Source organism: Streptomyces sp. NPDC051180, from assembly GCF_040689545.1.
In the GTDB taxonomy this organism is placed as follows: Bacteria; Actinomycetota; Actinomycetes; order Streptomycetales; family Streptomycetaceae; genus Streptomyces.
Genome location: NZ_JBFBBC010000013.1, coordinates 58,979 through 71,852 on the forward strand (window position 1 = coordinate 58,979; position 12,874 = coordinate 71,852).

A 12,874-nucleotide genomic window follows, 5' to 3' on the forward strand; every position below is an offset into this window, starting at 1 on the left:
ATGTCCCTCCCCCTCTCCCCGAGACTCCGCGCGGCCTGCGCGCTCGCGGCGGCCTCGGCGACCGTGCTGGCCCTGTCGGGACCCGCCCTCGCCGACACCGCCGCGGCCGCCCCGCCCACCGCCTCCGAAGCCCCCGCCGCCACCGCCGTCATCGGATCCGACCGGCTCTCCGTCGCCGTCGCGGAGGACTTCCCCCGCGTCCTGTCGTACACCGACCGCGCGACCGGCGCCCGGCTCCTCGGCAGTACGGCCCCGGTCACCCAGGTCGTCCTCAACGGCACCGCCCGCACCGTCCTGGCCAAGGGCGCCCCCGTCCTGACCGCCCGCTCCGCCGCGTACACCCTCGCCTTCCCCGACCTGCCCGGCGTCGAGATCGACGCGAGCCTGAGCGTGACGGGCGCGACCACCACCTTCCGGGTCACCGCCGTCCGCGACACCGAGACCTTCCGGGTCGGCACCCTCGACATCCCCGGCCACGACCTCGTCTCTGTCGGCTCCGCGGACGGTGGCGCCGCCACCGCCTTCACCCGCCTCGACCCGGACTCCACCCGGACCGCCGACGTCTTCGCCCAGGTCACCGACGCCACCGCCACCGAGGCGAACCCGGTCGGCGCCAGCTACGCGATCGTCAGCACCGGCCGGCTGGCCGCCGCCGTCGAGTCCAACTCCAGCTACGACAAGCCGGCCGGCGCGAGCGCCCGCGACGGCGCCCGCTTCTGGCACCAGGCCCGCAGGAACGGCGCCGAGACCCGCGTCGGCGTCTGGTCCGGCCAGTGGACCTACCGCGGCGACGGCGCCCCGCGGCCCGAGAGCGGCGACGGCCTGCCCTGGGCCAAGGTCGTCGTCACCCCCGACGCCAACGCCGACGGCGTCACCGACTGGCAGGACGGCGCCGTCGCCTTCCGCTCGATCGGGATCAAGGCCCCCGGCAGCGAGCAGACCCCCCGCCGGGTCGTCGCCCACATCCCGTTCAACTTCGCCTCCCAGGCCACCCACCCCTTCCTGCGCACCCTCGACGACGTCAAGCGGATCTCGCTGGCCACCGACGGACTCGGCCAGTTCGCGCTGCTCAAGGGGTACGGCTCCGAGGGCCACGACTCCGCCCACCCCGACTACGGCGGCAACTACAACAAGCGGGCCGGTGGCCTCGCCGACCTCAACACCCTGCTCAGGGAGGGCGGCAAGTGGGGCGCCGACTTCGGCGTCCACGTGAACGCCACCGAGGCGTACCCCGAGGCGAGGAACTTCGACGAGACGCTCGTCGACCGGACGAAGCCGGGCTGGAACTGGCTCAACCAGAGCTACTACATCGACCAGCGCCGCGACATCAACAGCGGCGACCTCGCCCGCCGCTTCCGGCAGTTGCGCGAGGAGACCGACCCCCGCCTGTCCACGCTCTACATCGACGTCTACTACACGCACGGCTGGATCGCCGACAAGACGATGCAGGCCGTGCAGGCCCAGGGCTGGAACGTCGCCACCGAGTGGTCCGAGAAGTTCGAGCGGGCCTCCCTCTGGTCCCACTGGGCCAACGACCTCGACTACGGCGGCGCCACCAACAAGGGCCTCAACTCCCGGATCGTCCGCTTCATCCGCAACGGCGAGAAGGACGTCTGGAACGACCACCCGGTCCTCGGCCAGACCGCCCTCGTCGACTTCGAGGGCTGGACCGGCGAGACCGACTGGAACGCCTTCACCGCCAACGTCTGGCAGCGCAACCTGCCCGCCAAGTACCTCCAGCAGCAGCGCATCACCCGCTGGGACGGCAACGACATCACCTTCACCGGAGGCGTCCGCGGCACCGTCGAGAACGGCCGCCGCACCTTCTACGACCACGGCCGCAAGGTCCTCGACGGCGAGGGCTACCTGCTGCCCTGGGACGGCGGGAAGAAGCTCTACCACTACAACAGGACCGGCGGCACGACCAGTTGGGACGTCCCCGCCGGGCCCCGCTCGTACACCGTCTACCGGCTCACCGACAACGGACGCGTCCGGACCGCGACCGTCCGGCCCGTCGCCGGCCGGATCACCCTCGACGCCGTCGCCGGGCAGCCCTACGTCCTCTACCCCGACCGCGCCCCGGAGCAGCCCGCCCCGCGCTGGGGCCAGGGAACCCCGGTGAAGGACCCCGGCTTCAACGACGCGGGGCTCGCCGGCTGGACGAAAGCCGGGACGGTCGCCCGGGACACCGACGACCAGGGCCGCAACAGCGCCCGGCTCTCCGGCACCGCCGCCGCCTCGGTCCGCCAGCAGATCACCGGGCTGGTCCCCGGCGCCCGGTACACCGCCTCGGCCCTCGTCGAGGTCGAGGCCGGTGCCACCCGGCCCACCACCCTGTCCGTCGGCGGCCGCGCCGTCACGGTCGAGCGGTCCACGCTGGAGGACCGGGTCGCCGCCTCCGACTGGAACGGCACCCGCTTCCAGCGCGCCAAGGTCACCTTCACCGCACCCGCAAACGGCTCCACCCGGCTCACGATCCAGGCCGCGGCCGGCAGCGCGGCGCAGGTCCGCGTCGACGACGTGCGGATCGTCGCCGGCGCCCCCGCGGCCCGGGCCGGGGCCGTCGTGTCCGAGGACTTCGAGGCCGTCGACCAGGGCTGGGGCCCCTTCCTGAAGGGCGACGCGGGCGGCACGACCGACCCGCGCACCCACATCGCCCAGCTGCACGCCCCGTACACCCAGGCCGGCTGGAACGGGAAGGCGATCGACGACGTCGTCGGCGGCGCCGAGTCGCTCAAGTCGCACGACGAGAACAGCGGCCTGGTCTACCGGACCGCGCCCTGGACCGTCCCCATGGAGGACGGCCACCGCTACCGCGTCGCCTTCGACTACCAGTCCAGCCACGCGGGCGCGTACGAGTGGGTCACCGGCTACGACCGCCGGCACGGCCGGGGAACCCCCGTCGAGACCCGACTCACCCCGATCGGGCAGCAGCGGACCACCGCCCGCTTCGAGGAGGTCGTCACCGCCGGCTGCGGCGACACCTGGACCGGGCTGCGCAAGCGGGCTGACGCGCCCGACGGAGCCGACTTCGTCCTCGACGCCTTCACCGTGACCGACCTCGGCCCGGCCGAGGAGCCCGCCGCCTGCGGCACGCTCGCGCTCACCGCGCCCGAGACCCTGGAGCCCGGCCGCCCCAACGAGGTCACGGCCGCCTTCGCCAACGACGAGGCCGCCGACGCCACCGGAGCCCTGGCCACCCTCACCCTCCCCGCCGGCTGGACCGCCGAGCCGGCCGCACCCGTCGCCCTCGGCACCGTCGCCCCGGGCGCGCGGGCCACCGCCACCTGGCGGGTGACCCCGCCGGCGGACGCCGCCCACCAGCCGTACACGCTCACCGCTGGGCTCTCCTACACCGTCTCGGGAGGCGCGCGGAGCCTGACGCAGGCCACCTCCGTCCGCACCCTTCCCCCGCCGCCCACCGCCGACAGCTGGGCGAGCGACCTGGAGTGGACCTCGGCCACCAACGGCTGGGGACCGGTCGAGCGCGACCTCTCCAACGGCGAGACCGGCACCGGCGACGGCTCCCCGCTGCGCATCGGGGGAGTGACGTACGCCAAGGGACTGGGCAGCCACGCCCCGGCCCGGGTCCGCTACTACCTCGGAGGCCGGTGCACCTCGCTCACCGCCGAGGTCGGCGTCGACGACGTCCAGACCGGCCGCGGCAGCGTCCGCTTCGGCGTCCTCGCCGACGGCGTGGAGAAGGCGGCCTCCCCGGTCCTCAAGGCCGCGGACAGCGCCTGGCCGCTCACGGCCGACGTCACGGGCGCCTCCTACGTCGAGCTGGTGGTCGACGACGGGGGCGACGGCAACGGCAACGACCACGCCGACTGGGGGAACGCGCGCTTCCACTGCGCGGACTGAGCCCCCGGCACCGCCGGTGAGGCGCTAAGGTCAGGCGGTCGCTCTCCCGGGTCACCCGGAAGGCGACCGCCTCGCCGTTTTTCCGTCTATGTGGAACCCCTACAACCACAGGGGGTGTCTGGCTGTCGACTCGGCTGTGACAGGTGATGGTTCTGTACAGCCCCACCAGGAATCGACACGCGAGACTGTACGGAGTCGACGGCGGAGTTTTCACGGGTGACTTCGTAGGGTCGGTACATGACCGTTGTGGACCAGATCCCGAGCGAGCCCGCTGACGCCCGTGGCCGAGTGGCCGAGCTGCACGTCCTGCGTGAGCAGGCCCTCCGCGGCCCGAGCGACCGCGCCACCGAGGCCCAGCACGCCAAGGGCAAGCTGACGGCGCGCGAGCGCATCGAGCTGCTGCTCGACCCTGGTTCCTTCAGTGAGGTCGAGCAGCTGCGGCGCCACCGCGCCGTCGGCTTCGGCCTGGAGGCCAAGAAGCCCTACACCGACGGTGTCATCACCGGCTGGGGCACGGTCGAGGGCCGCACGGTCTTCGTCTACGCCCACGACTTCCGGATCTTCGGCGGCGCGCTGGGCGAGGCCCACGCCACCAAGATCCACAAGATCATGGACATGGCCATCGCGGCCGGTGCCCCGCTGGTCTCCCTCAACGACGGCGCCGGCGCCCGTATCCAGGAGGGCGTCTCCGCCCTCGCCGGCTACGGCGGCATCTTCCAGCGCAACACCCGGGCCTCGGGCGTCATCCCGCAGATCTCGGTGATGCTCGGCCCGTGCGCCGGCGGCGCGGCCTACTCGCCCGCCCTCACGGACTTCGTCTTCATGGTCCGCGAGACCTCGCAGATGTTCATCACCGGCCCGGACGTCGTCAAGGCGGTCACCGGCGAGGAGATCACCCAGAACGGACTCGGCGGCGCCGACGTCCACGCCGGCACCAGCGGCGTCGCGCACTTCGCGTACGACGACGAGGAGACCTGCATCGCCGAGGTGCGCTACCTCCTCTCGATGCTCCCGCAGAACAACCGCGAGAACCCGCCGACCGTCGCCTCCGAGGACCCGGCGGACCGGCGCTCCGAGGTCCTGCTCGACCTGGTGCCCGCCGACGGCAACCGCCCGTACGACATGCACAAGGTCATCGAGGAGCTCGTCGACGACGGCGACTACCTGGAGGTCCACGAGCGCTGGGCGCGCAACATCATCTGCGCCCTGGCCCGCCTCGACGGCCAGGTCGTCGGCATCGTCGCCAACCAGCCCCAGTCGCTGGCCGGTGTCCTCGACATCGAGGCGTCCGAGAAGGCCGCCCGCTTCGTGCAGATGTGCGACGCCTTCAACATCCCGATCATCACTCTTCTGGACGTCCCCGGCTTCCTTCCCGGCGTCGACCAGGAGCACGGTGGAATCATCCGCCACGGCGCGAAGCTGCTGTACGCGTACTGCAACGCGACCGTGCCCCGGATCTCGCTGATCCTGCGCAAGGCGTACGGCGGCGCCTACATCGTCATGGACTCCCAGTCCATCGGCGCCGACCTGACGTACGCCTGGCCCACCAACGAAATCGCGGTCATGGGCGCCGAGGGCGCCGCCAACGTGATCTTCCGCAAGCAGATCGCCGAGGCCGAGGACCCCGAGGCCATGCGTGCCCGCATGGTCAAGGAGTACAAGGCCGAGCTGATGCACCCGTACTACGCGGCGGAGCGCGGCCTGGTCGACGACGTCATCGACCCCGCCGACACCCGCCAGGTGCTCATCCGGTCCCTCGCGATGCTCCGCACCAAGCACGCGGACCTGCCGTCGCGCAAGCACGGCAACCCGCCCCAGTAGGACTTCCCTCCCCGCCCTCCGCAGGACTTCCCAGCCAGAGGAGCCATCCACGTGACCACATCAGCCAACCTGCTCCGTGTCGAGAAGGGCCACGCCGACCCCGAGGAGCTCGCCGCCATCACGGCCGTGCTGCTCGCCCGTGCGGCCGCCCGCCCCGAGGACGCCGCCACGGACCACCACGCCCGCACCACGGCCGGCTGGCGCCGCCTGGAGCGCGAGCACGGCTTCCGCGCCCCGCACAGCTGGCGCTGAGCCCCCCCGAGCACCCCGAAGGCCCCCGCTCCGCCCGGAGCGGGGGCCTTCGGCGTGCCGGGGCCGACCGCACGGCGAAGGGCCCCGCACCGAGTCTCGGTGCGGGGCCCTTTCTCCGTCGTCCGTCGGGACTACCGCAGGCGTGCCATGAGGGCGTGCTCCACGAGGGTGATGAGCGCGCTCTTGGCGTCCGCGCGGTGGCGGGCGTCGGTGGTGATGATGGGGGTGTCGGGGCCGATCTGGAGGGCCTCGCGGACCTCCTCGGGCTGGTAAGGCTGGTTTCCGTCGAAGCCGTTGAGGGCGATGACGAAGGGCAGGCCCGAGTTCTCGAAGTAGTCGACGGCCGGGAAGCAGTCGGCGAGACGGCGGGTGTCGACCAGCACGACGGCGCCGATGGCGCCGCGGACGAGGTCGTCCCACATGAACCAGAAGCGGTCCTGGCCCGGCGTACCGAAGAGGTACAGGATCAGGTCCTGGTCCAGGGTGATGCGGCCGAAGTCCATGGCGACAGTCGTCGTCGTCTTGTCGCCGGTGTGGGTGAGGTCGTCGATGCCCGCGGACGCGGACGTCATCACGGCCTCGGTACGCAGCGGGTTGATCTCCGAGACGGCGCCGACGAACGTGGTCTTGCCCACGCCGAAGCCGCCCGCCACCACGATCTTCGCGCTGGTGGTTGAACGGGCCGCGCCGCCGCTAGAGCTTGCGAAGTCCACTGAGCACCCTTTCGAGCAGTGTCACGTCTGGCTGACCGCCGGCGGCCTCGTCGCCGCCCGGCTGGTGGATGGCGACGAGTCCGGCCTCGGCCAGGTCGGCGACGAGGATTCGGGCGACGCCGAGGGGGATGGAGAGAAGAGCCGAGATCTCCGCGACCGACTTGATCTCGAAGCACAGCCGGCAGATCCGCTGGTGCTCGGGCAACTGCCCCTGCAGCCGGGCCGGATCGGCCGTCGTACTGACCAGCGCCTCGATGGCGAGCTGGTAGCGCGGCCGGGTCCGGCCGCCGGTCATCGCATAGGGACGCACGAGCGGGTTGTGCCCGCCCGAGCCTCCCGAGGCGGACGGACCGCGCGAGGCGCTCGGCGAGCCCGCTGCCGCGGACGGGGCGTGGGGCTGCGCGTAAGGCTGCGCCGCACCCTGTCTGCTCGGGGCGGAGGGAAAGTTGAACCGGTTCTGCGCGGTGTCGCCCTGCGGCGCCTGGTGCGCGTCATAACCGTTGTAAGGGCTCGCGCCCGGTGGTGTTCCCACGTCTCCTCCTCCGACTGCCTCGCGGTCCATGTCCCTTGAAGCCGCGCCACCGCACCCTACGGTGCGGTGGCACGAAACGCACTGTCTGTCTGTTAGTTGAGAAGACTTCCCTGAAGCTCCGCACGGAGATCAGGAGTCAGCACGGTGCCCGCACGGTCCACCAGCAGGGCCATCTCGTACCCGACGAGACCGATGTCGGCCTCCGGGTGGGCGAGTACGGCCAGCGAGGAACCGTCCGAGATCGACATGATGAAGAGGAAGCCGCGCTCCATCTCCACGACGGTCTGGTTGACCGCACCGCCCTCGAAGATCCTGGACGCGCCCGCGGTCAGCGAGGTGAGTCCGGATGCGACGGCCGCCAGCTGGTCGGCGCGGTCGCGGGGGAACCCCTCGGACATCGCCAGCAGGAGTCCGTCGGCGGAGACCACCACCGTGTGGGACACCCCGGGGGTGTTGTCCACGAAGTTGGTGATCAACCAGTTCAGATTCTGCGCCGCCTGGCTCATGCTCACACTAACGCTCCTGGTTGTAGGTACTGCCCGGGCCGAGGCCCGATCCGTTCGTGTCCGTTCCCGCGCTGCGTCCCTGCTGGACACCGCGGCGCAGGTTGCTCAACCTGCCCCGGACGTCCTCGGGAGCGCGGGAGACCTGGGGGCCGCCCTGAGGCGTCTGCTCCGCCGTTCCCTCGACCAGGTTGGCCTTCGGGACCCGCCGGGGGAGACCGGACGAGGTGACCCCGCCCGCCTTGGGGTCCTTGAGCTTCCCGGCCCGCTGCCAGCGCTCGTCGTTGGTCGAGCGCCACTCCTCGGAACCGTCGGCGTCGTTCTGCCCCTGTTCCGGCTGCGCGGGCTTCGGCTGCTGCGGCGCCTGCTGCTGCGGCACCTGCTGGGTCTGCGGGGCGACGCTGCCGCGGCGCGGCAGACCGGCGTCGGTCAGCGCGTGGCCGGCGTCCGGGGCGGGGCTGGGAGCCGGACCCGGACGGTCGAAGCCTACGCGGTCCCGGCTCGGTTCGGGAGCGCTCGGAGCAGATTCCGGTTGCGCTCCGTACTCCTGGCCGTAGCCGTTCTGGTAAGCGCTCTGATCCGGCCACTCTGCCTGGTGGGCCTGGGGATCGAACGCATTGCCGTACGGCTGCTGTTCGACCGCCGGGGCCTCGTACGAGGGTTCCGCATAGCCCTGCTGCGGGTACGCCTCATAGCCCTGCTGCGGGTAGTCGTAGCCGTCCTGAGCGGGGTAGCCGGCCGCGTACTCCTGGCCGTAGCCCGGGGTCTGCTGCGGCTGCCCGTACTCCTGCGCCGGGTACTGCTCCGCCGGGTACTCCTGGGCCTGCTGCCGAGCGTACTCCTGGCCCTGGTCCTGGACACCCTGCGCGTACGCCTGGTCCTGGTCCTGGTGCCCGTACTCGTCGCCCTGCTCCGCCTCGTCGCGGAACAGCGGGCGGTCGCCGGACTGCGCCTGGGCGCCGAGAGCGGCGCGACGCCCCTCCCGGTTCAGCGAGCGGTTGACCGGGTCGAGCTGGAGCTCCTCCTCGGCCGGCTGCTCGTACCGCGAGTCGTCGAAGCCCAGGTCCGCCGCGGTCAGCATCGGCTGCTGCTGCGGAGCGGCCTCGAAGGCGTTCTGCTGCTGCTGTTGCTGCGGAATGATCTGCGAGACGGTGAAGTCGTCCTGGAGCGGCTGCTCCGCGCCGCCGCCGTGCGTGATCGCGTCCGGCAGCATGACGAGCGAGGTCGTCCCGGCCTGCTCGCCCGACGGGCGGAGCTGGACGCGGATGCCGTGGCGGTCGGCGAGCCGGCCGACCACGAAGAGGCCCATGCGCTGCGAGACGGCGGCGTCCACGGTCGGCGGGTTGGCCAGCTTGTGGTTGATGTCCGCGAAGTCCTCGGCGGTGAGGCCGATGCCCTTGTCGTGGATCTCGACCATCACGCGGCCGTCGGGAAGACGGGTCGCGGTGACGCGGACCTTGGTCTGCGGGGAGGAGAACGTCGTGGCGTTCTCCAGGAGCTCGGCGAGCAGGTGCACGAGGTCGGTCACGGCCTGGCCGTGGATCTCGGCCTCCGGGACGCCGGCCAGCTCGATGCGCTCGTACTGCTCCACCTCGGAGGAGGCGGCGCGCATGACGTCGACCAGCGGGACCGGCTGGTCCCAGCGGCGGCCCGGCTCCTCGCCGGCGAGGACGAGGAGGTTCTCGCCGTTGCGGCGCATACGGGTGGCCAGGTGGTCCAGGCGGAAGAGGTTCTCCAGCTGGTCCGGGTCGGCCTCGTTGTTCTCCAGGTCGGTGATGAGGGTCAGCTGGCCCTCGATCAGCGACTGGTTGCGGCGCGAGAGGTTGGTGAAGATCGCGTTGACGTTGCCCCGGAGCATGGCCTGCTCGGCGGCGAGCCGGACGGCCTCGCGGTGCACCTGGTCGAAGGCGCGGGCGACCTCGCCGATCTCGTCCTGCGAGTCGATCGGGATGGGCTGCACCCGGGTGTCGACCCGGCCGGGCTCGGTACGGGAGAGCTGGTCGACGAGCATCGGCAGGCGCTGCTCGGCGATGCCGAAGGCGGCGGTGCGCAGCTCGCGCATCGAGCGGCTCATCTGGCGGGCCATCATGCCGGCCAGGATGAAGGCGGCGAGCAGGGCGATGACGACGATGGCGCCGTTGACCCAGGCGTCCGTCTTGGACTCGTCGGAGATCTTCGCGGCCTCGGCCACGGCCTTGTCGACGAGGGCCTTCTCGACCTCGGAGTAGCCGTCGAACTTGGCCGTGGCGACGGCCATCCAGGTCTCGGCCGTGATGCCCTTGGGCTTGAGGTCCGCGAGGTCCTCGGGGCCCTTGGCGGTGCCGATGGCGGAGGCCACGCCCGAGTAGACGGAGCCGTCCTTGCCCTTGGGCAGCTCGACGCCGGCGGCCTGCATGCGCTTGGCGCCCTCGGTGGCCTTGCCGGCCATGACCTTCTTCAGCAGCTCGACGTCCTCGGGCATACCGCCGGAGGAGAACTCGCCGAGGGCGATCTGCTCCAGGTAGTTGTACGAGTTGAACGCCACGGACTGCTGGGCGAAGACGGCCTCCTGGCGGCTGGGCCGGACCAGGAGCTGGGTGCCGATGGAGCGCTGGAGGGACTCGGCGCCCTTGGCCAGCTGGACCGCGTAGACGCTCCGGCCGTACGCGGTGACGTTGCCGGTGCCGAGGCCGAGCTCGTTGGAGAACTCGGTGAGGTAGTGCTGGACGCCGGTGTACCCGAGCTGGGTGTTCACCGGGTCGAGGGAGCGGGTGTACGCGGCCTTGCGGAGCGCTTCGAGCTTGGGCTCCTCGTCCTTGAAGAGCCGCAGGCGGCGCTCCAGGCCCTGGCCCGAGGGAAGGTTCCCGACGGCCTCGTCGAACTTGGCGCGGGCGGCGTCGGTCGCGGCGTACGCCTGCGTCACCTCGTCGCTCTTGCGGTCCTCGGCCGACTTGGCGGCGAGGAGCGGAGCGGCGGTCAGGTCCCGCTCGTTCAGCAGGGCGGTGCTGTACTCCGAGGCGGCGCGCACGATGAGCGCCGTCTTCTCGGCGTCCTGCGCCTCCTGCCAGGTGTCGATCGACCCCTTCACCTGGAAGCCGCCCATGACGAGGCCGACCAGCACGGGTATGAGGAGGATCGCGTTCAGCCTGGTCGGCACCCGCCAGTTGCGGGGCGAGAGCTTGCTGGTGCTGCCCTTGACCGCCTCGACGGGCGGGGGCGTCACGGGCACGTCCGCGGGCGACATCGCCGCGCGCGACGGCGGGGTGAAGTTGCCCCGCGCCTCCTGCTCCGCGGAGCTTTCCTTGCTGCGCCTCACTCGACCAACAACCTCTCGGCGTCGGCACCTACGTTGTGCCGGTGTTTCGTTCAGGGCCGTACTACTCGGGAGTTCATGAATTGCAGCACGTGATGGGGGTCCGTTCCAAACAGTGGGACAAGCCGACTTCTTGCGGTCCGGACCACGCGTAAAACGGGCATAAAGAGCGAGCCCCGCCAAATGGCGGGGCTCAGGTGAGCGCAGTGACACCGATCGGATGCATCGGGTGTCCGAGGCGCCCCAATTCTCTGTCGAAATGTTATGAACGCGCGGGCGGTCGTGTCGAAGGACACAGATCACTCCGGCAGGGGCAGGGGACAGCCGCCCCGGCCGGTCGCGCCCGTCCGTCCTACTTGAGGCGCGCCATGAGGGCGTGCTCCACGAGCGTGATGAGCGCGCTCTTGGCGTCCGCGCGGTGGCGGGCGTCCGTGGTGATGATGGGGGTGTCGGGGCCGATCTGGAGGGCCTCGCGCACTTCCTCGGGCTGGTAAGGCTGGGCCCCGTCGAAGCCGTTCAGGGCGATGACGAAGGGCAGGCCCGAGTTCTCGAAGTAGTCGACGGCCGGGAAGCAGTCGGCGAGACGGCGGGTGTCGACCAGCACGACGGCGCCGATCGCGCCGCGGACCAGGTCGTCCCACATGAACCAGAAGCGGTCCTGGCCCGGCGTACCGAACAGGTACAGGATCAGGTCCTGGTCCAGGGTGATGCGACCGAAGTCCATGGCGACCGTGGTGGTCGTCTTGCCACCCGTGTGCGTGAGGTCGTCGATGCCCGCGGACGCGGACGTCATCACGGCCTCGGTACGCAGCGGGTTGATCTCCGAGACGGCGCCGACGAACGTGGTCTTGCCCACGCCGAAGCCGCCCGCCACCACGATCTTCGCGCTGGTGGTCGACCGGGCCGAGCCACCGCTAGAGCTTGCGAAGTCCACTGAGCACCCTTTCGAGCAGAGTCACGTCCGGCGTGCCGCCGGTCTCTCCGTTGCCCGGCTGGTGGATGGCCACCATGCCGGCCTCCGCCAGGTCGGCGACGAGGATCCTGGCGACGCCGAGCGGCATCGACAGCAGTGCCGACACCTCGGCGACCGACTTGACCTCGCGGCACAGGTGGCAGATCCGCTGGTGCTCGGGGAGCAGCGTGGCGAGGTGCGCCGGGTCGGCCGTGGTGCTGACCAGCGCCTCGATGGCGAGCTGGTAGCGCGGCCGGGTCCGGCCGCCGGTCATCGCGTAAGGACGCACCAGCGGCTGGTCGCCCTCATGTCCGTACTCGTCGACTGAGGCGCCGTACGGATCGTGAGAGGCGGGGGGCGGGGTCATGAATCCTCCGGGCGTGACAGCAAACCTTCTGCCGTCTGATGGGGCCGGTGGGGGGCCGGGTGGGGCGGCCGGACGGTGAACAGTGCCCAGAGCGGTACGGAGGGGCGTACCGCCCTGCGGGTCAGTCGGTCGGTTCGGATGGGTGTCCGGGTACAGAACCGGCTAGTGGAGCAGGCTGCCCTGGAGCTCCGCGCGGAGGTCCGGGGTGAGGACGCTGCCGGCCCGGTCGACCAGCAGCGCCATCTCGTAGCCCACGAGGCCGATGTCGCACTCGGGGTGGGCGAGTACGGCAAGCGAGGAACCGTCGGAGACCGACATGAGGAAGAGGAAGCCGCGCTCCATCTCCACCACCGTCTGGGCGACGGGACCGCCCTCGAAGATCCGGGACGCGCCCGCGGTCAGCGAGGTCAGTCCGGATGCGACCGCCGCCAGCTGGTCGGCGCGGTCACGGGGGAATCCTTCGGACATGGCCAGCAGGAGTCCGTCGGCAGAGACCACCACCGTGTGCGACACCCCGGGGGTGTTGTCCACGAAGTTGGTGATCAACCAGTTCAGATTCTGCGCCGCCTGGCTCATCG

Annotated in this window: 10 protein-coding genes; 3 read left to right on the top strand and 7 right to left on the bottom strand. The window is 71.3% G+C overall.

Annotated elements, in window-relative coordinates; all coding sequences use genetic code 11:
* From AB0424_RS22895 to AB0424_RS22905, 3 genes are all read left to right on the top strand, one after another.
* Complete coding sequence (locus AB0424_RS22895; protein ID WP_366308241.1) at window positions 1-3,864, top strand: endo-alpha-N-acetylgalactosaminidase family protein; 3,864 nt, start codon at window positions 1-3, stop codon at window positions 3,862-3,864.
* Window positions 3,865-4,101: 237 nt separating this feature from the next.
* Entirely contained in the window at window positions 4,102-5,685 is a 1,584-nt protein-coding gene (locus tag AB0424_RS22900; RefSeq protein ID WP_366308243.1) for an acyl-CoA carboxylase subunit beta, read from the top strand.
* A gap of 51 nt (window positions 5,686-5,736) precedes the next feature.
* Window positions 5,737-5,937: an acyl-CoA carboxylase subunit epsilon gene (locus AB0424_RS22905; protein WP_366308245.1), complete on the top strand. Its 201-nt coding sequence runs from the start codon at window positions 5,737-5,739 to the stop codon at window positions 5,935-5,937.
* 131 nt (window positions 5,938-6,068) lie between these two features.
* Here the strand turns inward: AB0424_RS22905 and AB0424_RS22910 are convergent, their stop codons facing one another.
* From AB0424_RS22910 to AB0424_RS22940, 7 genes are all read right to left on the bottom strand, one after another.
* On the bottom strand, window positions 6,069-6,650 hold the full coding sequence (locus tag AB0424_RS22910; RefSeq protein WP_015036414.1) for an ATP/GTP-binding protein: 582 nt from the start codon (window positions 6,648-6,650) through the stop codon (window positions 6,069-6,071).
* Window positions 6,631-7,182, bottom strand: a complete 552-nt coding sequence (locus tag AB0424_RS22915) for a DUF742 domain-containing protein (protein ID WP_366308247.1) — start codon at window positions 7,180-7,182, stop codon at window positions 6,631-6,633. Before AB0424_RS22915 ends, AB0424_RS22910 begins: the two co-directional genes overlap by 20 nt.
* Before the next feature lie 92 nt (window positions 7,183-7,274).
* Window positions 7,275-7,688: a roadblock/LC7 domain-containing protein gene (locus AB0424_RS22920; protein ID WP_026057603.1), complete on the bottom strand. Its 414-nt coding sequence runs from the start codon at window positions 7,686-7,688 to the stop codon at window positions 7,275-7,277.
* A gap of 7 nt (window positions 7,689-7,695) precedes the next feature.
* Entirely contained in the window at window positions 7,696-10,980 is a 3,285-nt protein-coding gene (locus AB0424_RS22925; RefSeq protein ID WP_366308249.1) for a nitrate- and nitrite sensing domain-containing protein, read from the bottom strand.
* A gap of 349 nt (window positions 10,981-11,329) precedes the next feature.
* Window positions 11,330-11,911, bottom strand: coding sequence for an ATP/GTP-binding protein (locus AB0424_RS22930; RefSeq protein WP_366308251.1), 582 nt, complete (start codon window positions 11,909-11,911; stop codon window positions 11,330-11,332).
* Window positions 11,892-12,296, bottom strand: coding sequence for a DUF742 domain-containing protein (locus tag AB0424_RS22935; RefSeq protein WP_017235980.1), 405 nt, complete (start codon window positions 12,294-12,296; stop codon window positions 11,892-11,894). Before AB0424_RS22935 ends, AB0424_RS22930 begins: the two co-directional genes overlap by 20 nt.
* 162 nt (window positions 12,297-12,458) lie before the next feature.
* Window positions 12,459-12,872, bottom strand: coding sequence for a roadblock/LC7 domain-containing protein (locus tag AB0424_RS22940; RefSeq protein WP_030496942.1), 414 nt, complete (start codon window positions 12,870-12,872; stop codon window positions 12,459-12,461).
* Window positions 12,873-12,874 lie beyond the last annotated feature (2 nt).

What these genes read in the sequence shown, in the direction of transcription:
- AB0424_RS22895 (WP_366308241.1), top strand. Translation starts at nt 1, where the DNA reads ATGTCCCTCCCCCTCTCCCCGAGACTCCGCGCGGCCTGCGCGCTCGCG.
- AB0424_RS22900 (WP_366308243.1), top strand. Translation starts at nt 4,102, where the DNA reads ATGACCGTTGTGGACCAGATCCCGAGCGAGCCCGCTGACGCCCGTGGC.
- AB0424_RS22935 (WP_017235980.1), bottom strand. Translation starts at nt 12,296, where the DNA reads ATGACCCCGCCCCCCGCCTCTCACGATCCGTACGGCGCCTCAGTCGAC.
- AB0424_RS22940 (WP_030496942.1), bottom strand. Translation starts at nt 12,872, where the DNA reads ATGAGCCAGGCGGCGCAGAATCTGAACTGGTTGATCACCAACTTCGTG.
- AB0424_RS22920 (WP_026057603.1), bottom strand. Translation starts at nt 7,688, where the DNA reads ATGAGCCAGGCGGCGCAGAATCTGAACTGGTTGATCACCAACTTCGTG.